General features: G+C 62.1%; 19 protein-coding genes and 1 tRNA gene. 9 read left to right on the forward strand and 11 right to left on the reverse strand.

Features of this window, described 5'->3' with window-relative positions; all coding sequences use genetic code 11:
- Nucleotides 1-19 precede the first annotated feature (19 nt).
- Nucleotides 20-577, forward strand: coding sequence for a TIGR02281 family clan AA aspartic protease (locus tag AC1DVW_RS24685; RefSeq protein ID WP_477326591.1), 558 nt, complete (start codon nt 20-22; stop codon nt 575-577).
- 20 nt (nt 578-597) lie between these two features.
- Here the strand turns inward: AC1DVW_RS24685 and deoA are convergent, their stop codons facing one another.
- The 6 genes from deoA to AC1DVW_RS24715 form a co-directional block, all read right to left on the reverse strand.
- The gene (deoA, locus tag AC1DVW_RS24690; RefSeq protein ID WP_477248572.1) at nt 598-1,917 is read right to left on the reverse strand and encodes a thymidine phosphorylase; all 1,320 of its coding nucleotides are present in this window, start codon (nt 1,915-1,917) and stop codon (nt 598-600) included.
- Nucleotides 1,917-2,735, reverse strand: coding sequence for a purine-nucleoside phosphorylase (locus AC1DVW_RS24695; RefSeq protein ID WP_477326593.1), 819 nt, complete (start codon nt 2,733-2,735; stop codon nt 1,917-1,919). Before AC1DVW_RS24695 ends, deoA begins: the two co-directional genes overlap by 1 nt.
- A gap of 29 nt (nt 2,736-2,764) precedes the next feature.
- Complete coding sequence (cdd, locus tag AC1DVW_RS24700; protein WP_477248577.1) at nt 2,765-3,157, reverse strand: cytidine deaminase; 393 nt, start codon at nt 3,155-3,157, stop codon at nt 2,765-2,767.
- A gap of 80 nt (nt 3,158-3,237) precedes the next feature.
- The gene (locus tag AC1DVW_RS24705) at nt 3,238-4,209 is read right to left on the reverse strand and encodes an ABC transporter permease (RefSeq protein ID WP_477248578.1); all 972 of its coding nucleotides are present in this window, start codon (nt 4,207-4,209) and stop codon (nt 3,238-3,240) included.
- 1 nt (nt 4,210) lies between these two features.
- A complete protein-coding gene (locus AC1DVW_RS24710; protein ID WP_477248579.1) occupies nt 4,211-5,350 on the reverse strand; it encodes an ABC transporter permease in 1,140 nt (379 codons plus the stop codon).
- Nucleotides 5,347-6,879: an ABC transporter ATP-binding protein gene (locus AC1DVW_RS24715; RefSeq protein ID WP_477273360.1), complete on the reverse strand. Its 1,533-nt coding sequence runs from the start codon at nt 6,877-6,879 to the stop codon at nt 5,347-5,349. The genes AC1DVW_RS24710 and AC1DVW_RS24715 overlap by 4 nt, the downstream gene beginning before the upstream one ends.
- Nucleotides 6,880-7,098: 219 nt before the next feature.
- Between AC1DVW_RS24715 and AC1DVW_RS24720 the strand changes: the two genes are divergently transcribed.
- Both AC1DVW_RS24720 and AC1DVW_RS24725 read left to right on the forward strand, forming a co-directional pair.
- Nucleotides 7,099-7,305 carry a SlyX family protein gene (locus tag AC1DVW_RS24720; protein WP_477248594.1) on the forward strand — a complete coding sequence of 69 codons (207 nt, stop codon included), beginning with the start codon at nt 7,099-7,101 and terminating at the stop codon, nt 7,303-7,305.
- 9 nt (nt 7,306-7,314) lie between these two features.
- Nucleotides 7,315-7,719: a hypothetical protein gene (locus AC1DVW_RS24725; protein ID WP_477273361.1), complete on the forward strand. Its 405-nt coding sequence runs from the start codon at nt 7,315-7,317 to the stop codon at nt 7,717-7,719.
- Between the two features lie 94 nt (nt 7,720-7,813).
- On the opposite strand, the gene AC1DVW_RS24730 is transcribed toward AC1DVW_RS24725, so the two are convergent.
- From AC1DVW_RS24730 to AC1DVW_RS24745, 4 genes are all read right to left on the reverse strand, one after another.
- Nucleotides 7,814-8,803, reverse strand: a complete 990-nt coding sequence (locus AC1DVW_RS24730; RefSeq protein WP_477273363.1) for a BMP family lipoprotein — start codon at nt 8,801-8,803, stop codon at nt 7,814-7,816.
- A gap of 212 nt (nt 8,804-9,015) precedes the next feature.
- Complete coding sequence (gene msrA, locus AC1DVW_RS24735; protein ID WP_477326595.1) at nt 9,016-9,681, reverse strand: peptide-methionine (S)-S-oxide reductase MsrA; 666 nt, start codon at nt 9,679-9,681, stop codon at nt 9,016-9,018.
- Nucleotides 9,682-9,738: 57 nt separating this feature from the next.
- A complete protein-coding gene (locus tag AC1DVW_RS24740; protein ID WP_477326597.1) occupies nt 9,739-10,062 on the reverse strand; it encodes a hypothetical protein in 324 nt (107 codons plus the stop codon).
- A 180-nt stretch (nt 10,063-10,242) separates the two neighbouring features.
- The gene (locus tag AC1DVW_RS24745) at nt 10,243-10,962 is read right to left on the reverse strand and encodes a hypothetical protein (RefSeq protein WP_477326599.1); all 720 of its coding nucleotides are present in this window, start codon (nt 10,960-10,962) and stop codon (nt 10,243-10,245) included.
- A gap of 369 nt (nt 10,963-11,331) precedes the next feature.
- Here AC1DVW_RS24745 and AC1DVW_RS24750 point away from each other — a divergent pair.
- The 5 genes from AC1DVW_RS24750 to AC1DVW_RS24770 all read left to right on the forward strand — a co-directional run bounded on the left by AC1DVW_RS24750 (nt 11,332) and on the right by AC1DVW_RS24770 (nt 17,457).
- Nucleotides 11,332-11,421, forward strand: a tRNA-Ser gene (locus tag AC1DVW_RS24750).
- 447 nt (nt 11,422-11,868) lie between these two features.
- Nucleotides 11,869-13,320, forward strand: a complete 1,452-nt coding sequence (locus AC1DVW_RS24755) for a TolC family protein (RefSeq protein ID WP_477273370.1) — start codon at nt 11,869-11,871, stop codon at nt 13,318-13,320.
- Nucleotides 13,321-13,358: 38 nt separating this feature from the next.
- The gene (locus tag AC1DVW_RS24760; protein ID WP_477326601.1) at nt 13,359-15,491 is read left to right on the forward strand and encodes a type I secretion system permease/ATPase; all 2,133 of its coding nucleotides are present in this window, start codon (nt 13,359-13,361) and stop codon (nt 15,489-15,491) included.
- Nucleotides 15,492-15,536: 45 nt separating this feature from the next.
- Complete coding sequence (locus AC1DVW_RS24765) at nt 15,537-16,826, forward strand: HlyD family type I secretion periplasmic adaptor subunit (RefSeq protein WP_477248588.1); 1,290 nt, start codon at nt 15,537-15,539, stop codon at nt 16,824-16,826.
- Nucleotides 16,816-17,457, forward strand: coding sequence for a ribbon-helix-helix domain-containing protein (locus tag AC1DVW_RS24770; protein WP_477248589.1), 642 nt, complete (start codon nt 16,816-16,818; stop codon nt 17,455-17,457). Before AC1DVW_RS24765 ends, AC1DVW_RS24770 begins: the two co-directional genes overlap by 11 nt.
- Nucleotides 17,458-17,480: 23 nt before the next feature.
- On the opposite strand, the gene AC1DVW_RS24775 is transcribed toward AC1DVW_RS24770, so the two are convergent.
- The gene (locus AC1DVW_RS24775; RefSeq protein ID WP_477326603.1) at nt 17,481-18,425 is read right to left on the reverse strand and encodes a transglutaminase-like cysteine peptidase; all 945 of its coding nucleotides are present in this window, start codon (nt 18,423-18,425) and stop codon (nt 17,481-17,483) included.
- A gap of 397 nt (nt 18,426-18,822) precedes the next feature.
- Between AC1DVW_RS24775 and AC1DVW_RS24780 the strand changes: the two genes are divergently transcribed.
- The coding region (locus AC1DVW_RS24780) for a beta strand repeat-containing protein (protein WP_477326605.1) at nt 18,823-20,984 on the forward strand (2,162 nt) is incomplete at its 3' end.

Here is a 20,984-nt window from a genome sequence, read left to right on the forward strand (position 1 = left end):
CGCACACAAAGGCCGACCCATGCTGCGCACAGTTCTCATCTTTTGCGTGCTTGCCGCAGCGTCGGTATTGATCCCGTTCGCCTATCAATCGAATCCTGAAATGTTCGACAGCCAGTCGAATTCGGCGGCTGAGGCCAAGCGTGCGACAGAACCGCAACTGAAGCTGGCCGCGGTGCCAGACAAGCCGCCGCTACAGCAACCGCTCGGCCGCAAGGTTCTGGTCGCGGCGGACGCGCGCGGGCATTTCACCACTTCGTTCAAGCTCAACGGCCGCCAGGTCGACGGCCTGATCGACACCGGCGCCACGCTGGTTGCCATCAACACATCGACGGCACGCAGGATCGGCATTTCGCTCAACCAGGCGGACTTCAACCAGCAGGTCAACACCGCCAACGGCGTCATCAAGGCAGCCGTGGTGAGCATCGATCGCCTGCAGATCGGCAAGATCACGGTCGAGGACATCCAGGCCGTCGTGCTTGACGATCGGGCGTTGCGCACCAACCTGATCGGCATGAGCTTTCTGCAGCGGCTTGGGAAATACCAGGTCGAAAACGGCACGCTGCTGCTCGTCCAGTAGAAGAGCCTTCCCGCCTCTGCCTACCCGCGCGGCAGGATCCGCCGGATCACGCTCTTGTCCGCCGCAGGCTTCGAAGCCCCGATCGTATAGGCGGAAAGCACAGCGGCGGCCGCCGCCTCCGCATCCGATACCGTGCGGGCATGGACCAGCGCCAGCGCCTCGCCGGCCCGCACTTCCGCACCGACCGGCAACAGCCTGGTGATGCCGACGGCATGGTCGATCCTGTCATCCGGCCGCGTGCGCCCACCGCCAAGGCCAACGACGGCGAGCCCGATGTCGCGAGTGGCGATACCGGTGACAAAGCCGTTGGCCGTCGCCTTGACCGCGAACTCCGTTGCCGCCTTCGGCAGATATTTTTCCGGCTTCTCGACAAAGTCGGCGGGACCGCCAAGGGCGGCCACCATGCGCGCGAAGATGGCGGCGGCGCGGCCGCCGGCGAGCGTCTCGGCGGCACGCCGCATGCCGTCCTGGTTGGACGACACCAGCCCGGCCGACTGCAGCATCTCGGCCGCCAGCGCGAGCGTCACATCCTCCAGCCGCTTGTCACGGACCCGGCCGGTGAGGAAGTCGACCGCATTGCGCACCTCGACCGCATTGCCGGCCGCTGACGCCAGCGGTTCGTTCATGCCGGTGACCAGTGCCGAGGCCTTCAGCCCGGCGCCATTGGCGACCTCGACCAGGCTGTTGGCCAATGCAGTCGCGTCACGCGACTTCTCCATGAAGGCGCCGTTGCCGACCTTGACGTCGAGCACCAGCGACTGCAGGCCGGCGGCGAGCTTCTTCGACAGGATCGAGGCGGTGATCAGCGGCACCGATTCGACTGTTCCCGAGATATCGCGGATCGCATAGAGCCGGCGATCGGCGGGCGCCAGGTCGGCGGTCTGGCCGATGATGGCGCATCCGGTTTCGAGCACCGTCTTGCGGAAGTGCGCAATGTCGGGCTGGCTGATGTAGCCCGGGATGGCATCCATCTTGTCCAGCGTGCCGCCGGTATGGCCGAGACCCCGGCCTGATATCATCGGCACATAGGCGCCGCAGGCGGCGACGATCGGCGCCAGCATCAGCGAGACATTGTCGCCGACGCCGCCGGTCGAATGCTTGTCGGTGACCGGTCCCGGCAGGTCCGACCAGTCGAGCACGTCGCCGGAATCGCGCATGGCCAGCGTCAGCGCCACCGCCTCGTCGCGGCTCATGCCGTTGAAGAACACCGCCATGGCGAAAGCGCCGACCTGGCCGTCCGAGACGGTGCCGGATGTCAGGCCCTCGATGAAGCCGGTGATCTCCTGCGTCGACAGCTTCTGGCCGTCGCGCTTGCGGCGAATAATCTCTTGCGGAAGCATCAGGCCGAGACCTTACTCTCCGGCAGCCCATCCTGGAACACACGGCTAAGGATCGTCGCCAGCCGCGCGCCGCCGATCGGCGCCATGTCCTTGGTTTCCTGATGCGAGAGCTCTGCCCCGGTCATCCCGGCGGCAAGGTTGGTGACGACGGAGCAGGCGGCGACACGCAGGCCGAGGAAGCGGGCAAGGATGACCTCCGGCACGGTCGACATGCCAACCGCATTGGCGCCCATGATGCGCGCCATGCGGATTTCGGCCGGCGTCTCGAAGCATGGGCCCGAAAACCACATATAGACGCCCTTGTGCAGCGCCGTGCGCGTTGCCTTCGCCGCTTTCTCGATCGCCGAGCGAATGCCGGCATCATAGGCTTCGGTCAGGCCGACGAAACGCCGGTCGCTCGGCTCGCCGATCAGAGGATTGGACCCGGAGAAATTGATGTGGTCGGTGATCAGCATCACCGAGCCAGGCCCCATCTCCGGATCGACCGAACCGGCGGCATTGGTCAGGATCAGCTTGGTGATGCCGATGCCCGCCAGCACTTCCAGCGCCGGCCGCATCGCCGCCGCGTTGCCGTGCTCGTAATAGTGGGCACGGCCGGACAGCATCAGCACCGGCGTGCCGGCGAAAAGCCCCGCCACCACCTCGCCGGCATGGCCAGTGACGCCGCTTCTGGGAAAGCCCGGCAAATCCGCGTAGGAAATGCGCACCGCGTCCGCGACCTGGTCGACAAGGCCGCCTAGGCCCGAGCCCAGCACCAGCGCTGTCGTCGGCGCCAAGCCGTCGAGCCGTTCAACGAGATGATCCAGCGCTTCCTTCATTTCAGCCAGCTCTTCATTTCACCAGTTCTTCATTTCAAAATGTCGCCGCGGAAGCCGTAGGGCAGCATGTCGCCCATGGTCATGGTCTCGACCACGCCGGTATTGTCGCAGAGATAGAGTTTCGTTTCCGGCTGGCAGAATTCCGCGAGTCGCTGACGACAGCCGCCACAGGGCGAGCATTTGCCTGTGCGCTCGGCGATCACCGCAACCTCGGTGATCTTGCCGCCGCCGCCCATGATGTAGTGGCCGAGCGCTGTGGTTTCGGCGCACCAGCCTTCCGGAAAGGACGCGTTCTCGACATTGGCGCCAACGAAAACCCGGCCGTCCTCGGTGCGCAACGCAGCCCCGACCGGGAATTTCGAATAGGGCGCATAGGCCTTGGCCATGGCGGCTTGCGCCGCTTCGAACAGATCATGAGCCATTTAGTCTTTCTCTCGCATGATCTTGTCCGAAAACCGGGTCCCACTTTTCGCTGACGCGGACCTGTGGTTCGGGATCATGCTTAGCGTTCCTTGACGTAAGGCACGCCGCCGGCGCGCGGCGGGATCGCCTTGCCGATGAAGCCGGCAAGCAGGATGACGGTGAGGATATAGGGCAGTGCCTGCATGAACTGTACCGGCACCTTGCCGATCAGCGGCAGTGGCGTGCCTTGCAGGCGGATCGCCGCGGCATCGAGGAAGCCGAACAGAAGGCAGGCGAACATGGCATTGACCGGCCTCCACTTGGCAAAGATCAGCGCCGCCAGCGCGATATAGCCCTTGCCGGCAGTCATGTCCTTCACGAAGCCGCCATTCTGCACCATCGACAGATAGGCGCCGGCAATGCCGGTCAATATACCCGTGCAGATCAGCGCCCGGTAGCGCAGCCAGGCGACAGAGATACCGGCGGTGTCGACGGCGGCCGGGTTCTCGCCGACCGCGCGCAGGCGCAGGCCGAAGCGGGTGCGAAACAGCACCCACCAGGTAAACGGCACCATCGCGAATGCGAGATAAACCAGGATGGAGTGGCCGGACAGAAGCTCGGCATATATCGGTCCGAGGATCGGCACGTCGCGGACAGTATCGGCGCCGGGCAAGGTGATGGCCTCGAAGCGCTCGCCCGGCTGCAGTGCTGGCGTGCGCCCGCCTTGCTGGAACCAGGCTTGGCCGAGGATGATGGTCGAACCAGCAGCGATGAAATTGATCGCCACGCCGGAGACGATCTGGTTGCCGCGGTGCGTGATCGAAGCAAAGCCATGCACCAGTGCAAAGGCGACCGACATCACGATCGCCATGCCGAGGCCGAGAAGGGCCGAATGCATGACCGACGCGGCGGCGGCGCCGGCGAAGGCGCCGACCAGCATCTTGCCTTCCAGCCCGATGTCGAAGACACCGGCGCGTTCGGAATAGAGGCCGGCGAGACAGGCGAGCAGCAACGGCACCGACAGGCGTATCGTCGAGTCGAGTATCTGCACGATGGCCATGAACACATCCATCTCAGGCGCCCTTCCCTTTGACCGCTTCAATGCCGACCGACCTCGGACTGAACGAGGCGAATAGCGCCTGCACATAGGGACGGAACATATGCTCCAGCGCACCAGCAAACAGGATAACCAGACCCTGGATGATGACGATCATGTCGCGGCTGATCGCCGGCATCTCGAAGGCGAGTTCGGCGCCGCCCTGGTAGAGCATGCCGAACAGGATCGCCGCCAGCACGATGCCGACCGGATGCAGGCGGCCCATGAGCGCCACAGCGATGCCGACAAAGCCGGCGCCGGAGACGAAGTCGATCGCCACATTGTGCTGGTCACCCATCACCGGATTGAGCGTCATCATGCCGGCCAGCGCGCCCGAGATCATCATCGCGACGATGATGATGCGGGTCTCTGAAATGCCGGCATAGCGCGCTGCCTTCGGGCTGTGGCCATAGGTGCGCATCTCGTAGCCGAGCTTGGTGCGCCAGATCAGCAGCCAGACCAGAAAAGCCATCACCAGCGCCAGCAGGAAGCAGATGTTGAAGGGCGCCGAGCGGATCTTGGCGCCGAACAGTTCGATGATCCAGTTGAGCTTGGGGAGTTCGGCGCCGGCGAGAAAGTTGCGGGTCTGCGGCGCTTGCGAGGCTGCCGGCTTCAACAGCCCGACCAGGAGATAGACCATGATCGACGCGGCGATGAAGTTGAACATGATGGTGGTGATGACAATGTGCGAACCGCGCTTGGCCTGCAGATAGGCCGGGATCAAAGCCCATAGCGCGCCAACCGCGGCCCCGGCGATGATTGCCAGCGGAAAGGTCAGCCACCATGGCAGCACGCTGTCGAAGGTCAGGCAGACGACGGCGACGCCGAGGCCGGCAATGTAGGCTTGGCCCTCTGTGCCGATGTTGAACAGGCCGCAATGCGCGGCCACCGCCACAGACAGGCCGGTGAAGATGAAAGTGGTGGCGTAGAACAGCGTGAAGGCGATGCCGGTTCCCTTGCCGAAGGCGCCCTCGACCAGGATGACGGCGGCGCGGAGCGGGTTTTCGCCCACCAACATGACGACGAAGCCGGCAACGATGAAGGCGACCGACAAATTGATCAGCGGGATCAGCCCATAGTCGGCCCAGGCCGGCAGCTTGGCGTAAGGCGTGCTCATTCTGCGGCCTCCTGGCGCTCGACACCCGCCATCAGCAGGCCGAGCTCGCCTTCGGTCGCCTCCGGGCCGCGCTCGCCGACGATGCGGCCGGCAAACATCACCAGGATGCGGTCGGACAGCGATCGGATCTCGTCGAGTTCGACCGACACCACCAGCACCGCCTTGCCCTGGTCGCGCATGGCAATCAGCCGCTTGTGGATGAATTCGATGGCGCCGACGTCGACGCCGCGCGTCGGCTGGCCGACGATGAGAACACCCGGGTCTTGTTCCATTTCCCGCGCGAGCACGATCTTCTGCTGGTTGCCGCCAGAGAAGTTCGCTGTCCTCAGGCGCGGATTGCCGGGACGGATGTCGTATTTCTCGATCTTGTCCTTGGCATCGGCCATGATGGCATCGATGTTGAGGAACGGTCCTTTGAGGTAGCGGGGGTCGTCGTGATAGCCGAGGATGGAATTTTCGTTCTCCTCGAAGGCCAGCACCAATCCGACATGATGGCGATCTTCCGGCACATGGGCCAGCCCACGGTCGCGCAACTCGCCGGGATCGGCGGCCCCGGTCAGGTCTATCGGCTTGCCGTCGAGCATGACAGAGCCGGAAACGGCGCGCCTGATGCCGGAAATCGCCTCGAGCAATTCGGATTGGCCGTTGCCGGCCACGCCGGCAATGCCGACAATCTCGCCGGCGCGGATGTCGAAGGAGATGTCGTCGACCATGGTAACACCGCGCTGGTCCTTCACCGTCAGGTTCTTGACCGCGAGCTTGACGTTGCCGGCTTCCGCCTCGCCCTTTTCGACCCGGAGCAGGACGCGCCGCCCGACCATCAGCTCGGCCAGTTCCTCGACAGTGGTCTTAGCTGTCTCGCGCGTCGCCACCATCGTGCCCTGGCGCATGACCGAGACGCTGTCGGTGATGGCCATGATCTCGCGCAGCTTGTGAGTGATCAGCACCACCGTTTTTCCCTGTTCCTTCAATTGCTTGAGAATGCGGAACAGGTGGTCGGCTTCGGCTGGCGTCAACACGCCCGTCGGCTCGTCGAGGATCAGGATCTCGGCGCCGCGATAGAGCGCCTTGAGGATTTCGACGCGCTGCTGCAGGCCGACCGGCAATTCCTCGATGATCGCGTCGGGGTCGACTTCGAGCCCGTATTCGCGTTCGAGACGTTCGAGTTCGGAGCGTGCCTTGGCGATGCTCTTTTTCAGCAGCGCATCGCTTTCGGCGCCCAGGATGATGTTTTCCAGCACCGTGAAATTGTCGACCAGCATGAAATGCTGGTGCACCATGCCGATGCCGAGCGCGATGGCGTCATTGGATGTCTTGATCGACGCCGGCTTGCCGCCGACGCGTATCTCGCCGCTGTCAGCCTGGTAGAAGCCGTAGAGGATCGACATCAGCGTCGACTTGCCGGCGCCATTCTCGCCGACGATGCCATGGATGGTGCCGCGGGCGATCTCCAGATTGATGTCGCGGTTGGCGCGCACGGCGCCAAAACTCTTGTTGATGCCGATAAGCTCGATTGCGGCTTGCGCCATGCAGCCTGTCCCACTCTTATTTTTTTATCGCTTGGTCAAAACGCCTAGCATGATGCCCCGCCCATGCCAATCGGCCGAAGCGGTGTTCACTCTCGACAAATCCCTGCGTGCTTGTCAATTTCCAACATGGCCGCGACCTTCACATTCGCTAATATGGCGAATCCGAAATTCGCAGCTTTTCGCAGCTGCGTGGGCCAAGACCAGGGATTTTTAGAAATGATCATGCCTGCCGACCGGCTGACGACGCTGGAAATCCGCGCCACCGAGCAGGAGAAGACCATCGACGAACTGTCCGGCCAGATCGCCGAGCAGTGGAAGGTGATCGAGCGCATGCAGCGCAAGCTCGATGCACTGAGCGAACGGTTTCTGGCGCTGGAGGAACAGTCTGCATCCGATGTGCCAGTGACCAAGCCGCCGCATTGGTAGGAGGAGACGATGGCCAGTGAAAGCGATCGCGTTGCGCGGGCCGGCGACTATGTGCTTGGCCTGATGAACGACCGGGACCGCGAGCGCGCCGAGCGCGATCTGGAGATCGACCCCGCCTTCCGCGACGCGGTGATGCGGCTGGCCGAGCGCATGCACATCTTCGATCGCACTGAGGCAACGGGCGCAGAGCCCGACAATCGCTGGGAACTGATCACCCAACGCATCGCCGAACTGCCACAGATGCGCCTGTCCAGCCTCGACAGCAGCGATGTGAGACCGCCGGCAATGATCCAGGGCCTTAGCCGGCGACCTTACGGCGTCGGCCTGCACGCGCTCGGCGGCCGGCGCGGAACCGTCATCGCCCTCGGGCTGATTGCAGCCTTTGCGCTGGGTTATCTCGTGGGAAAGTTTTAGGCGGCCGGGCGCGCCGACGTTTCACGCGGCAAAACCTTGCTCAAAACAAAACCGCCGGGACGATGCCCGGCGGTTTGCAATCTATTTGGCAGGATCAATACGGGCAGGCGTTGTCGGTGGTGTAGTCGTGCACCTGGACCGTGCCGGCGATGATATCGGCCTTGGCCTTTTCGACGGCGGCTTTCATCTCGTCGGTGACGAGCGCCTTGTTGTTGTCGTCCATGGCGTAGTCGACGCCGCCCTCCTTGAGGCCGAGATTTTGCAGGCCGCCCTTGAAGGTGCCGTTCTTGCCGTCCATGAAAGCGGTGTAGACGGCAACGTCGACGCGCTTCAGCATCGAGGTCAGCACCTTGCCAGGCTGCAGGCCGTTCTGGTTGGAATCAACGCCGATGCCGAGCTTGCCGGCATCGGCCGCCGCCTGCAGCACGCCAACGCCGGTGCCGCCGGCCGCGGCATAGACCACGTCGGAGCCTTGGTCGATCTGCGTCTTGGCGATCTCGCCGCCCTTGGTCGGATCGTTCCACGCCGCCGGGGTGTCACCGGTCATGTTCTGGATAACTTCGGTCGCACCCGCCGACTTGGCGCCGCCGACATAGCCGCATTCGAACTTGCGGATCAGCGGAATGTCCATGCCGCCGATGAAGCTGACCTTCTTGGACTTCGAGGCCATCGCCGCCATGATGCCGACGAGATAGGAGCCTTCATTCTCCTTGAAGACAAGCGAGCGGACATTGGGCAGATCGACAGCATCGTCGATGATGGCGAAGTTGAGGTCAGGATATTCAGTCGCGACCGCCTTGAGCGCATCCTCCCAGGCAAAGCCGGCCATGACGATCGGGTTGCGGCCGTCCTCGGCGAAGCGGCGCAGGGCCTGCTCGCGCTGCGAAGCGTTGGACACCTCGAACTCGACATAGGCGTTGCCGGTTTCGGTCTTGAACTTTTCGGCGCCGTGGAAGGCAGCCTCGTTGAAGGATTTGTCGAACTTGCCGCCGAGATCGTAGAGGATGGCCGGCTGGACATCCGCGGCGAAAGCCGGAAGAACCATTGCAGTTGCGGCCAGAAGGCCGAGAACGATACGTTTCATGTGATCCACACCCTGTCGGTTATTTTTTCCGTTACGCACCGCATACCGGCCCGGTTCACCGGCAGGCATGCGACGTCAGGCAGGAGTGTATTCCCCTCCCGCTCAGGGCCAATCTGGCACGGCCCGAAACAAAATTCACGCGGAATTTTGACCTTTTGGAAAAGCGTGGCGCCGGGACGCGGCGCCACGACCAATTCCTTTCGCCAAAGGCCTTAAGCCAAGGCAGCAGCCGGAATGGCGCAAGCAACGCCAGTGCCCTTGAGGTTACAATAACCATAGGGGTTCTTCGCCAGATATTGCTGGTGGTCCTGCTCGGCGAAATAGAATTCGGGCGCCGCCGCGATCTCGGTGGTGATCTTGCCGCGGCCCGCACCGCGCAAGGAGGCTTCGTAAGCGTCACGTGACCCGATCGCCGCCTGGTGTTGCGCGTCACCAAACGTGTAGATCGCCGAGCGATAGGTGGTGCCGACATCGTTGCCCTGACGCATGCCTTGCGTCGGGTCATGGCTTTCCCAGAACAGCTTCAGAAGCTCCGCATAGGACACGATCTTCGGATCGTAGACGACGAGCACCACTTCGGCATGGCCGGTGAGGCCGGTGCAGGTTTCCTGGTAGGTCGGATTGGGGGTGACGCCACCGGCAAAGCCGACGGCAGTGACCCAGACGCCTTCGCGCTGCCAGAACAGGCGCTCGGCGCCCCAGAAGCAGCCGAGCCCGAACATCGCCGTCTCCAGCCCCTCGGGATAGGGTCCCTTGAGCGGCCGCTTCGAGACAAAGTGCCTGGAGGCCGTCGCGAGCGCCCTAGCACGGCCCGGCAGCGCCTCGGAGGGCTTCGGCAGATTGAGCTTCTTGTTCAGCATATCGCTGAGAAAAAACATGCGCAGTCTCCCTTTCTCTGAGCTTGGGGACGCCGGAAACGCACCGACAACAGATCATCAGTTAGGGGCGAACTGTCCGCTCCGCCGCTGCCGCTTGTAGCCGATCGCATAGAGAAGGAAGGCAGCGACCGCGAACACCGCAAAGCCGGGCTGGTTGAGCACCCAGGCGACGGCGCCGTCCCACAACATCGGATTGACCTTGTCGCGGACAAAGCTCTCGAAGGCGCCGCGCGTGTCCGGCGAGACGGCAAGCCAGCTCGTGTTGAGCGGCGTCATCACCAGGGCGGAAGCCGCCACCGACCGCGTCGCATCCAACACCGCCATGATGACGGAAACCGAAAGCGATATCATTGCCGCGAGACGAAAGATGAAGCGAAACATCCAGACCCTCCCCGGATTTTTCCGGCGCCGTATCTCATTGTTTTAACGCAATTCCCTAGGGAAAGCCGTTTCACACTTTTCCTGGAATTGCCCTAGACTTTTTCTGGTTGTGTTGCGAACCGAGACATAGTGCGTGCCCGCTTTGTTCGCAATCGTGACACGCGAATTTGAAGCCTGGACCTATGTTGCCGGCTTCCGCTTTCGCCTGTGCACCCACCAGACGGCAAACAGTCCGCCGGCGATCGCCCCGACAACCAGGCCGGCCAGCCCGATGAACAGGGCAAAGTAGCCGCAGGCGCCCTCGAAGCAGCTCATGTCGGTGGTTTCGGCAATCAGCGCGCCGGCGGCAAAGCCGGCGCCGGCGCCAAGAGCCGCACCGAGGATGATGCCAAGCAAGGCGGCGATGATCGAGACCAGCACCGGCGGGCTTTCGCTTTCGGGATTGGCATAAGCCGTCTCGGCGCCTGCGCCGCGTCGCAACAGATAGATGCAGAGCAACCCGATGGCGATTTCAGCCGCGGTGACGGCCAGCCCGCGGCCAGAGAAGGCGAAATCGGGCACGACCAGCATATAGGCCTGCCTTGCCGCGAGCCACAGGATGGTGGCGACCTGCCAGATGGTGAAATGGCGTGGGAACCGCGCCGAGCGGTTAAAGGCGAGGCCGAGCAAATAAAGCCCCCAAAGGATGGTGACGATGCTGGCGGCAAGGCCGCCATAGACGAGATAGAAGACGCTGTCCGGCAGGTCGTAGTCGGTGGTGGTCAGGCGCCATGCGGAAATCAGGCTGTAGGCCGACCAGGCCATGACGAAGACCAGCCATGCCGGCGGAATATAGGAAAGCCCGCTGTCCGGCCGCCCGGTTGGCTGCTGCCCGACTGGCTGTTGATTGGTCGATGTCATGGTCGGACGATGCCCCCGCAAAGCCTCACGGTTATTCGACAGGCGGTCAGCGACGAAGTCAAGCATGGCAGGCTCTACGGCCCTGCCTGTGCACATTATTCGGTTGCCGCCGCCACGACAGGCGTCGGGGCGCGGCGTGGCAAAAGACGCCAATCCCGGCAAGGCGAATAGAATGCCCGTTATGGCTTGGCATTCGACGCCGGATCGACTAGATGAGCCCCGCACCTGTTGCTTTGACGGCTCAGGGGCGGGAAAGGGTGTTCGCTGGTTGACGGCGCCCACGGTGCGGAGTTTCCGGCCGGAATTCCCAAGGGGTGATGCATTTCCCCAACCCGCGCGGCGAAACCGGCCGATGCGAAATGCTAAGACGGAGAGGTGGCCGAGTGGTTGAAGGCGCACGCCTGGAAAGTGTGTTTACGGGAGACCGTAACGCGGGTTCGAATCCCGCTCTCTCCGCCAGTTTCGAGGGTCGCAGACTGTTGAAACACCGGTACCCGGTCGGCACCGCTCAACCACAGTGTGCGTTCCAGCTTCGAGGCGTCTGGCAACAGGCTAAAGCTCACCTGCAGCCGCCACCAAGGTGCTGCCGGTCGCGCTCGCAGAGAAATATACACCCAGAAATAGTCAGGCTATTTGGGGAGACTCGCTTATAGCCCTCTTCGCGAATGTCTTCGTTTGCCATGTTCGAACTCTGATGGCTTTTGCCTGACAGCTCAGCGGGTATTGGTTCTGTGCCATTTTTGCTACATTCCGAAACCTTATTGCTTGAATCCACCTTTTTAGTGGCCTCTAAAGTCAATAAGCACTGACATCTTTCGTGAATTTGTGGACAATCACGCTTGGGTTGTGGTGCCTGAAAAAGGCACAGGGGAACCGTTGGGGTGGAATAAGTTGGGGTGGAATAATATGAATACGACAGCTCTGTCGGCCATAAGCAAGCGCCTTGGCCTGCTGACGACGGTTGCCATATTGAGCTGCGGGAGTGCTCATGCGCTCACCCTCAAAGAGGCCATGGCCGTTGCGGTGGAGTCCAATCCCGAGATTGGCCAGGCAATCGAAAACCGCGAAGCAATCGAATTCGAGTTGCGCCAGGCGAAAGGGCTGTATCTTCCCAGCGTCGACCTCGAAGGATCCGCGGGCGCTCGCCGTCTCGACAACCCGTCCCGGCGGGCGCTCTCCATCGAGGATGACGCGCTCTATCCGGCCGAAGCCGATCTCACGGTTTCGCAGACGCTCTATGACAGCGGAGCCAGGCGGGCCGAGTTGAACCGTCAGGCGTCGCGCGTCGATGGTGCGTCCTTCCGGGTGCTGGAGCGCTCCGAATTCATCGGGCTCTCGGTTGTCCAGGACTATCTGGAATACATGCTGCAGGCTTCGATCGTCGCCGAGGCAAAGAAGAACCTCGGCTTCCATCAGGCGATTCTCGGCGACATCCAGCAAGGCATTGCAGGCGGGGCGCTGAACGAGGCCGACCGGCAACAGGCCGAGGAACGGCTGTTTGCTGCCAAGGCACGCATGCAGGAAGCGACCGAGGAACTGGAAGCGGCCAAGATACGGTTCTTCAAAACCGTCGGGAAGCCGCTGACCAACGCATCAAGGCCGGGCGATGTCTCCGCCGCACTGCCGAGGTCGCTTGATGAAGCAATCGGCCTGGCGCGGGAAAGCAATCCGCGCGTGCACATGGCCAACAGCGACATCGACGCGGCGGCCTCCCTTGTGGATGCTGCACGGGCGAAATTCGGACCCTCCGTCATCGCCGAAGGTATTGCACGGGCCGGAACCGACATCGATGGCGCCGACGGTGACACCAGCGACCTGCAGGCGCGGGTCGTGCTGCGCTGGAACCTCTACCGTGGCGGCATCGACAAGGCCAACGAACAGGAGCAGATCCGCCGCACCAGCGAGCAGCGTCTCGCCCTGCATCAGGTCTTGAGGGAAATCGAGGAAGCCGTCCGCACCTCATGGGATCGCCGCTTCCGGCAAGCCGACCTGGCAAAGACGCTCAAGCAGCAAGCTGCCGCGAACGAAAGGCTGGTGTCGTCTTATCGCGAACAATTCAAGGTCGGACAACGGTCCCTGCTCGACGTGCTTGATGCGCAGAATACTCGGTTCAACACGGCGACGCTGGCGGATACCGCGTCCTACGCATCGCTTTTCGCTCAGTATCGGCTGCTGGCGGCAACCGGACAGTTGCTGAAGACAATGAACCTCGAACCGGCAAAGCAAGCCACCGCCTATGCACGGACCGAGTTCGGAGCACCGGAAACGGCTGACACTGAGACCTATGCGCGGACGCCGTCGAAGCAGACAAACGATCTGCCTTTCGATATCCTCGCCCCGGTGAGAAAAAAGAAGTAGGAGGGCCCAAGGTCGAACGATAGTCCCGCGGGCAGATCGTGAACCCACAACCCAAAATCCTGTCCCCCAAAGAGGCGTTCAAGGCCTGCTTTTCGGCTGTCGCCGGATATCTCGGCAGGCCGAGCGCGGAAACTGTGCTGTTCGCCGGTGTGCCGCTGTCGGACACGCAAATTGAGATCGATGCCATCCGGCATCTTGCCGAGCGCATTGGCCTCGAAATCACCGAGTTCAGTCATCGCGATTTTCTTCGCGGACGCATCGACCTCCCCGCCATTCTGTTTCGCGTCAGCCAATTGCCGGTTGCGCTGCTTGCCGAGACCGAGGATGGCGGATTTACGACTGCTCCCCAGGAAGACGGTCGCACAACCATCAGCAAATCCGAGCTTGCCGGAAGCTATGTAAGCGGCGGCGTCTCCTTCTCGATAACCTATGCCAACGCTCTCGAGGGGATGAACGTCGGTTCGGCGGCCAAGATCGAACGGCGACATTGGCTGACGGGAACGATGGGTCCGTTCTGGCGCACCTATTCGAAGGTCGTCCTGTCGGCGGTCTTCATCAATGTGTTGGCCCTTGCCTCGCCGATCTTCACCATGAATGTCTACGACAGGATTTTGCCCAACAAGGCGATATCGACGCTCTGGGTGCTGTCGATCGGGATCGGCGCGGTCATTCTGTTCGACCTGCTTTTGAAGACCGCCAGAGCCTCGCTGATCGATTATGCCGGGCGCAAGGCCGATCTTCGCATCTCCTATCTGCTGTTCGAGAAAGTGCTGAACTCGTCCTTGTCGGCACGCCCCGGGTCAACCGGTGAATACGCAAATCGGGTGACGCAATACGAATTCGTGCGCGAATTCTTCACGTCCAACACCATCAGCGTGTTCATCGACACCGCATTTGTATTCGTCTTTCTTCTTGTCATCTATGCGATAGGCGGCTGGCTGGTCATCATACCGGCCATTGCCTTTGTCGCCTCCGTGATCGTTGGGTTGATAACGCAGCGGCGCATCGGCAAACGTGTCGCCGCCTCCATGAATGAGGCTTCGCAACGCCAGGCGCTGCTGGTCGAATCCATCTCCACGCTGGAGACGATCAAGTCGCTGCGGGCGGAGGCGTATCTCCTGCGAAAATGGGGAGAGCATTCCAAGAACGCGGCCAACACGTCCGAGAAGATCAAGCAGCTTTCGGCTGCCGCCGGCAACATAACGCAAGCCATCCAGCAGATGGTCACCGTCGCCCTGATCGTGGCCGGCGCCTATGCCTTCTCGGAAGGGCATGTCTCCACCGGCGCCATCATCGGTACCGTCATGCTGGCGGGCCGGGCGGTGGCTCCGCTTGGGCAGATCGCGATCACCTTGTCCAGACTTCGCCAGGCAATGCTCTCCTTGCGAATGGTTAACTCCATCATGGCCCAGCCGGAGGATCGACCGGACACGGTGGGGTTCGTCAATCGCCCCATTCGCAACGGCGCGATGGCATTCAGGAATGTCGGTTTTGTCTATCCGGGCTCCGAAAACGAGGTTCTGACCGGTCTGAATTTCTCGGTGAAACCAGGTGAGCGGATTGGCATCATCGGCCGCATAGGTTCCGGAAAGACAACCATGGGCCGGCTGATCGGTCGGCTTTTCCTGCCGACCTCCGGCGAGCTGCTGCTGGATGGGATCGACATCCGCCAATACCACCCATCGGAGGTTCGAGCCGCCGTCGGGATCGTCGCGCAGGCCAACGATCTGTTTTCGGGCACCATCAAGGAAAATCTCCTGATGGCCTGTCCGGAGGCGACCGATGAGCAGATCGTCGAAGCGGCCAAGGCTGCCGGCGTCGACGATTTCGTCTCCCGCCACCCGCGTGGCTACGACATGAATGTCGGCGAGCGCGGCACCAATCTCTCGGGCGGCCAGAGACAGACAATGGCGATTGCCCGCCTGTTGCTGACCAAACCGAAAATCGTCTTCCTCGACGAGCCGTCCGGCTCGATGGATCTGGCTTCAGAGCGCCAGCTGATCAAGCAGCTCAAAGTGGCTTTCGATCGCAACACGACGCTGATCGTTTCGACGCACCGCTTCAGCATGCTTGAGCTGGCCGACCGCTTGATTGTCATCGAGCAGGGCAAGATCGTTGCCGATGGACCGAAAGACCAAGTGATACAGGCGCTACAGAAAACAAGCGCCTGACAGAACAGACTTATCGAGTACATTGAATACGTTGGGGCGTAGGAAATGCTTACCAGGGAAGACCGACCGCCGCTTTTTGCGTCGGCGTCGATATTCATCATCGGAGCGCTTTTTGTGAGTTCCGTCGCCTGGGCGTCCTTTGCCGAGGTCGATGAGATCGCGCGCGGCGACGGCAAGATCATACCTGCCTCCAAGACCCAGATCATCCAGGCCAGCGAGCCGGGTGTCGTTCAGGAAATTGCCGTGAAGATCGGGCAGGTCGTCAAGAAGAACGACCTCATCATCCGCCTCGACAATACCTTCAACACCTCCAGCCTTGGCGAGCAGCAGGCCAAGGCGCGGGCGCTGCAGACGCGCATTGCGCGGCTCCAATTCGAACAGACCGGCAATCTCGAGGGCGCATTTCCCTGTCCGTCCGAGATCCAGAAGGTGGCGCCGGAAATCTGCGACAACGAGCAGAAGCTGCTCATCGCGCGCCGCGACAATTTCGAAGTCAAGCTGTCGGTTCTCAAGTCGCGCCTCGATCAGCGCGAGAAGGAACTGGACGAAGCCAACGCCAATGCCGATCGCCTCACCAAGAATCTGGCCGTCAGCGACCAGGAGGCGAAGCTGGTCGAAGCGATGGTCAAGAAGGGCCTGATGGCGCGAACCGAGCAGCTCCGCGTCGAGCGCGAGCAGACCGAGCTCAACGGTCAGCTGACGCTCGCCGGCGAAACCATCAAGAAAGCCAAGTCGGCCATCACGGAAGCCAAGCTTCAGGTCGACGAGCTCGGCCTGCAGCTGCAACAGGAGGCGCTGAGCGATCTGACGCAGGCGCTGGCCGACCTTTCGGTGGTGGATGAGACGATACGCGGCGCCACCGACAAGGTGGCGCGCACCGACATCCGCTCGCCCGTCGACGGCATCGTCAACACACTTGACATCAACACGGTCGGCGCCTTCGTCCAGCCCGGCGCGGTCGTCGCGGGGATCGTGCCGACCTCCGAGACCTTGCTTGTCGAAGCACGGGTTTCACCGCGAGACGTCGCCTTCATCCGGCCCGGCCAGGACGCGCTGATCAAGGTGACCGCCTATGACTTCTCGATCTTCGGCGGCATCGAAGGCAAGGTCTCGAACATCACCGCCGACAGCCTGGTCGACCAGAAGACTGGTGAACCCTACTATCAGGTGCGCGTCGCCACCGACAAATCGACGCTGACACGCGACGGCAAGACCTATTCGATCATCCCCGGTATGATCTGTTCGGTCGATATCAAGACTGGACGCAAGACGATCCTCACCTACCTTATGAAGCCGATCAACAAGGCGCGAGAGGAGGCCATGAGTGAGCGATAGCACTGTCTCCCCTCCTGCCGGTCGCGACCGGCTGCTGCCACCGCTGGCGACGGAGGATTTCGGACTGGAGTTCCGGGTTGTGGCGCGGGGCGGCACGCGGCGCGGCATCCGCCTGGAGCGGGCTTTCTGGACATCGCTAAAGCAGATGGCTGAACGTCGGAAGTGTACGATCGGCATGCTGATCGACGAAATCGCCGAGAGTCATGCCAATACCGGAAACCTGACATCGGCAATCCGGGTGGCCTGCATGCGTGGATTGGCCGATGAGAACCTCACCTTGCAAAGGCTGGCGTCGATCAAGACGATCAATGCCATTCTGCTCGCCTGCCCCTCACCGGCCTTTGCCCTGTCATCGTCGAAGAAGATCCTGACGTTCAATGCGCCGTTCCAGCAGTTGGTCAAGCGTCAACTGCCGATAGCCGCAACCGATGACGCGCGGCACGACCTGAAGCTAGCTCTGGACCTCAATGTCGCGGACATATTTGCGCGGCTCGACGCCAATGGCGAGGCGCCTGTTGCCACCGGGTTTGTGATCGGCGTCGGTGAACGCCGGTACCGCGGTCAGTTGAGTGCGGCGCGGGCGCCTGTCATAGAGCCCGAGTTGCTGATGGCATTCGTCTTCGGCGGCTAAAACGCCCGAAATCCCTGACGGATCTACTGCTGCAGACCCTCGCCAGGCGCGACCGTCGAAAGGCCCCCCTTTATGTCAGCCATTTGCGCCGTGCCGGTTCTGGCGCCGTGGATCCACGCGCGGTCGGTGCTGAACGAATAGAGCGGCACGTAGCTCGGCAGGTCGCTGTCGCGCGAAACCACATTGCTCAGGCTGTCGAGAATGAACGCGCCGCTGCCGGTACTGACCGACAGCACGGCATGAAAGAAACCGCGCTTGCGATCCTGCAAAACAACCAGCGACATGCTCTGCGCCGGAATGCCGGCATGCAGCAACGCCGCCATTTTGAGGATGGCAAAATCCTCGCAGTCGCCGGCCCGCCGCTCGAGGATTTCCGAGGGCTTGGCCCAGTAGTCGAGCTTGCCATAAACCACGCTGTCCTTCTTGTAGGCGATGGCGCGGTTTATGCTTGCGTTCACGAAAGACAGTTTGTCGATGAATCGCTTGTCTTTTGCCTCCTTGACGATCCCGGCAAAGGTGCTGCTCTTGCGCTCACACGCACTGCCCGCGGTACAATCGACGATTGCCTTGTAGACAGGTGCCCAGCGCGCCGAAACCGGAAAATTGCGCATCGACAAGGCAACCGAACCGAACACGCCCGGAATGATCGCCGCCGTCTTGATGGGATCGATTGCGACATCGTCCTGCGCGGTCGAAGGACCACCCTGTTGATGGACCGCAGCAGGACCATAGCTGGCGAAAATCATGCCGATTCTGTACGCCGAGACCGGCTGCCAGGGTTGCGGCCGCAGCAGCGAAACGCCGCCGAGACTGAGTGGAGTTTCGACCTCCGCCAGCAGCGCATTGGCACGCCCGACGTCGGCTGCGATGGCGCTCGCGGATGATGGCTGCGGCAGGCTTGCGATGCCCATTGCCAGCAGGAGCAGTTTGAGCCCGGTTGCCCCCAGGGCAGATTTTTCTTTTTTCATAACGCCCACCTTTGACTGTGGACGCTACCAATCTTGTCTCAAATTACTGGAAAGGAAGGTGGACAAGTTTCCGGAAACTGTCGACGTCTATTTTGTATCAAATTTTATTTAACTTTATACTTCTGTTTACCAACGAGTCGCGACTGAGAGGCGCCAAGCGGATCGCGTCCCAGCCATTGTATATGGGGTTATATGTTTTGAGTTTACCACATGTAAAAAATGCTACGATGCACATATCATAGTATATGAAAACGATTGCGGGATAGTTGCAAAGCGGAAGTGGCCACTGTCTCTATCCGGGAAATACCGGAGGGGTTTGGCTATGACGACCAGTAACGAGTTGGATACCGTCTCGAATTCTTGGGACGCGCACTCTGCTCCCCATGAACATGACGGCTTGCCGTCGCACGCAGCTATCCAGGTAGCGCAGGCCGCTCAGCCCGCGCCTGCCGAGCCCGTACCGGTCGATGTCGGCAGCGGCGCGCCCGTCAAACAAGATGCACCTGCGGAGGCGAAGGCCCCGGCGACAGCTGCGCCCCACGAATATGTGGCCGACGCCAGCAACGTGGTAAAGCTTCCGGCCAACGTCTCGATCGACAACATCAAGGTCGACGGCCACAACCTCGTGCTCGAACAGGCTGATGGCTCGGTCATCGTCATCAAGGACGGCGCCCTCAACGTGCCGACCTTCATCATCGGTGACGTCGAGGTGCCGCGCGTTGCCTTGCTGGCAGCGCTTGAAGCAAGCCATGTCGATGTCGCCTTCGGTGCCGATGGTTCGATATCGGCCGGTCCAGGCGGTCCGAACCCAAGTGCGGGCGCAGACTTTTCGGTCCCCCCCGGTGGCATCGGCGACGGGTTTGACCTGTCGGCACTGTTGCCCCCGACGGCTCTGCAGTTTGGGCTTCTGGAGCGGCGCGAACTCTTCCCGTCTCTCGTCGACAGGCCGGTTTCAGTGGTGGCAACATCCTTGCTTGCCCCGGACGAGGCGGCCAGCGAAACCGGCCTTAACGGCGGCCAGGGCCAATCGCCGGGTAGCGACGCGCCGAGCAGCGCGGAAACCTCCGGCGTCGGATCGATCACCATCGACGCGCCGGATGGTATCGGGTCGATCGTCATCAACGGCGTCACCGTTACCGGCGTCGGCCAGCATATTCCGGGCGATTTCGGCTACCTGACGATCGTCTCCTACAATCCGAGCACGGGTGCTATCCAATATAATTACACGGTGACCGAATCGGTCACTCATCCCCTTCAGGGGGACGGATTCAATCCCAACGACACGGTTCCGGACAATTTCAGCATTACAGTTACGGATGTCGACGGCGATTCGGCCAGCACGACCTTTGCCGTCGCCATCGTCGACGACGTGCCGACGGCGGTTGCCGACACGGACAGCATCGCCGCCGGCCAGTTTGGCCCCGCGACGGGCAATGTGCTTGTCGGCGGTACGGACGCGGTCGACGCGAACACCACGGACGGCGTTGCCGACACCAAGGGCGCTGACGGCGCGACAGTGGTTGGCGTCCAGGCTGGTAACACCAATGCCGCTGTCGACAATGCAGCCACGCTCGGCGTCGAAATCCAGGGCACCTACGGCAAGCTGACGCTGGCCGCCGACGGCACCTACAGCTACGTTCGCGATGCCGGCACGCCCGGCGGCGTCAACGACGTCTTCACCTACACGATCAAGGATGGCGACGGCGACACCTCGCACACCACGCTGACGATTTCGATCGGCAACTCGACGCCTGTGATCACCGACCTGACGCCGGAGGCCAATGGCGGCGACGTCATCGTCAACGAGGCGGCATTGAATGCCGGCACGCCGGGCGGACCAGGGTCCGATCCGGCGAGCACGGCGGAGACCGGCGCCGGTACCTTCACCGTCTCCTCGCCTGACGGCATCCACTCGCTGGCGATCGGCGGCAACGCCTTCATTACCGATGGCGTGTTCACCGCAGGCTCCTTCACCACCGCGCTCGGCAACACACTCAACGTGACGGCTTACAATGCCGCCACGGGCCAGGTGAGTTACACCTACACGCTTCTCGACAACGAGGCGCACGCCGCGGGCCAAGACACGAACAGCCTTTTCGAGAACTTCACTGTCACGCTGACCGACCAGGATCTGCAAAGCACGAACGCCACGCTCTCCGTCAACATCGTCGACGATGTGCCGACGGCCAGTGCCGACACCGGCAACGTCACCGAAGGCGCTCTGCTGTCGGTCGCGGCGACAGGTGTTCTGGGCAATGACGTCGCCGGCGCCGACGGCGCCACGATCGATGGCGTGCGGGCGGCGGGCGGCAACACGACGACGCCGGTATCGGGCGGTGTCGGCACCGACATTGCCGGCCTGCACGGCACGCTGCATCTCAATGCCGACGGCTCCTATACCTATCAGTCGACGGCCAACAACATCTCCTCGGCGACGACGGACGTGTTCGTCTACACCATCAAGGATGGCGACGGCGACCTGTCGACGACGACGCTGACCATCAACCTGGCCGATGCCGGGCTGGTCGCGCCGGCCGACAACGACGCCACGGTCAACGA

The organism is Mesorhizobium sp. P3_B5, from assembly GCF_056402815.1.

Excerpts from the sequence above, each read along its gene's own strand:
- AC1DVW_RS24685 (WP_477326591.1), top strand. The coding sequence starts at position 20 with ATGCTGCGCACAGTTCTCATCTTTTGCGTGCTTGCCGCAGCGTCGGTA.
- deoA (WP_477248572.1), bottom strand. The coding sequence starts at position 1,917 with ATGCTTCCGCAAGAGATTATTCGCCGCAAGCGCGACGGCCAGAAGCTG.
- AC1DVW_RS24695 (WP_477326593.1), bottom strand. The coding sequence starts at position 2,735 with ATGAAGGAAGCGCTGGATCATCTCGTTGAACGGCTCGACGGCTTGGCG.
- cdd (WP_477248577.1), bottom strand. The coding sequence starts at position 3,157 with ATGGCTCATGATCTGTTCGAAGCGGCGCAAGCCGCCATGGCCAAGGCC.
- AC1DVW_RS24705 (WP_477248578.1), bottom strand. The coding sequence starts at position 4,209 with ATGGATGTGTTCATGGCCATCGTGCAGATACTCGACTCGACGATACGC.
- AC1DVW_RS24710 (WP_477248579.1), bottom strand. The coding sequence starts at position 5,350 with ATGAGCACGCCTTACGCCAAGCTGCCGGCCTGGGCCGACTATGGGCTG.
- AC1DVW_RS24715 (WP_477273360.1), bottom strand. The coding sequence starts at position 6,879 with ATGGCGCAAGCCGCAATCGAGCTTATCGGCATCAACAAGAGTTTTGGC.
- AC1DVW_RS24725 (WP_477273361.1), top strand. The coding sequence starts at position 7,315 with ATGGCCAGTGAAAGCGATCGCGTTGCGCGGGCCGGCGACTATGTGCTT.
- AC1DVW_RS24730 (WP_477273363.1), bottom strand. The coding sequence starts at position 8,803 with ATGAAACGTATCGTTCTCGGCCTTCTGGCCGCAACTGCAATGGTTCTT.
- msrA (WP_477326595.1), bottom strand. The coding sequence starts at position 9,681 with ATGTTTTTTCTCAGCGATATGCTGAACAAGAAGCTCAATCTGCCGAAG.
- AC1DVW_RS24740 (WP_477326597.1), bottom strand. The coding sequence starts at position 10,062 with ATGTTTCGCTTCATCTTTCGTCTCGCGGCAATGATATCGCTTTCGGTT.
- AC1DVW_RS24745 (WP_477326599.1), bottom strand. The coding sequence starts at position 10,962 with ATGACATCGACCAATCAACAGCCAGTCGGGCAGCAGCCAACCGGGCGG.
- AC1DVW_RS24755 (WP_477273370.1), top strand. The coding sequence starts at position 11,869 with ATGAATACGACAGCTCTGTCGGCCATAAGCAAGCGCCTTGGCCTGCTG.
- AC1DVW_RS24765 (WP_477248588.1), top strand. The coding sequence starts at position 15,537 with ATGCTTACCAGGGAAGACCGACCGCCGCTTTTTGCGTCGGCGTCGATA.
- AC1DVW_RS24775 (WP_477326603.1), bottom strand. The coding sequence starts at position 18,425 with ATGAAAAAAGAAAAATCTGCCCTGGGGGCAACCGGGCTCAAACTGCTC.